This window comes from Pseudoalteromonas sp. JB197 (assembly GCF_002332205.1).
Taxonomy (GTDB): domain Bacteria; phylum Pseudomonadota; class Gammaproteobacteria; order Enterobacterales; family Alteromonadaceae; genus Pseudoalteromonas; species Pseudoalteromonas nigrifaciens.
Genome location: NZ_NRGZ01000006.1, coordinates 1 through 1265, shown reverse-complemented (window position 1 = coordinate 1265; position 1265 = coordinate 1). Strand labels below are relative to the sequence as shown.

The 1265-nt window shown below is 40.3% G+C and carries 2 protein-coding genes; both read left to right on the top strand.

The window, feature by feature from the left end; translation table 11 throughout:
- Positions 1-896, top strand: an 896-nt coding sequence (locus CIK86_RS19075) for a site-specific integrase (protein WP_096317129.1), incomplete at its 5' end; no start/stop codon positions are given.
- On the top strand, positions 893-1265 hold a 373-nt coding region (locus tag CIK86_RS19070; RefSeq protein WP_144443717.1), incomplete at its 3' end, for a hypothetical protein. The genes CIK86_RS19075 and CIK86_RS19070, both read left to right, overlap by 4 nt.

The following is a 1265-nucleotide window of genomic DNA, read 5'->3' as shown; positions in this document are numbered from 1 at the left end:
TGGCAAGATTTAGTGTAAAAACCCCTGAGCAGCAAGCATTTTCTGTCACCAAGGATTTTACACGTAACAATATATTAGACTCCATAAGAACGGTTGATAATTATCGTGGGGCACTAAAAAGTGTGGCGAAGAATATGCAGCAATATGGGCTGGGTGACTTATTAAGAGGCCTGACTCCAGAAACCGCCAATTCATACTTGAATATCCGCGCTGAAGAAGTTCGTCAATCGCAATTAAATATGGAGCGCCAAGCAATACAGTGCATGATGCACAACATTACAAAAACACTAGACAAAAATAACAAACTAGACTCTTCAATAAAATCAAAGCGTGAAACCATAGAAGCCAGCCGCTCTTATACTCCAGAGCAAGTGCACGCCATAGCCTCCGCACAAAATGAACGTAACGCACTGGCAACAGAAATTGCATATGCAGCTGGACTACGAGCACATGAATTATTGACGTTACAACGTATAGAAGAGCGAGCCCCATCAAACAGATCTGCACTAGAAAGTAAATTTAATGGTCGTGATGGAGTGAGTTACACCGTACAAGGAAAAGGCGGTCTTGTACGAAAAGTCGTTTTACCTCATTCACTTTCAGAACGCTTAGAAAGCAAACGCCTGGACACAGCAAACACAGTAAGCGACAGAGGCATAAATTATCGTTCTCAGTATGATATTGCAGGTGGCCAACGCTGGTCTAACTCATTTTCTGCAGCATCAAATCGTGCTCTTGGGTGGTCATCTGGTGCACATGGCGTTCGTCACTCATACGCTCAAGAACGTATGTCCGAGTTACAAAATCAAAGATTAAATTACACTACGCGTCTAGAAACTGTTAGCCAAGAAATGGGGCATTTTAGACCGGATATCACAGAGGTTTACTTACGATGAAATACCTTTTCGCTCTTGTTATTGCTTTAGGTTTAGCCGGTTATTTTGGGTATCAATCTCTCGATAGTTACTACGAAAGTAGGGTTAGTGGTGATGTGAAATTTTATCCCAATCTAAAAAAATTCGCTTACACCGAAAGTGCTGATGGCGAATTAACGGTTACATTTAAAAGTACCAGCAATACAAAATTAGGCTGGGAAAACGTATGGGATAACAGCTTAGCCTTAGCTACAGGTACATTAGTTGGTGGAACAGCATTTATATTTTTGTTTTTGTTCTGTGGGCACAGACTCGTAAACATTGAATTAAGTAGAAAAATCAAATCTCTTGAAGCTAAAAACGAACATGACTTAAATGAATATAAAAAAC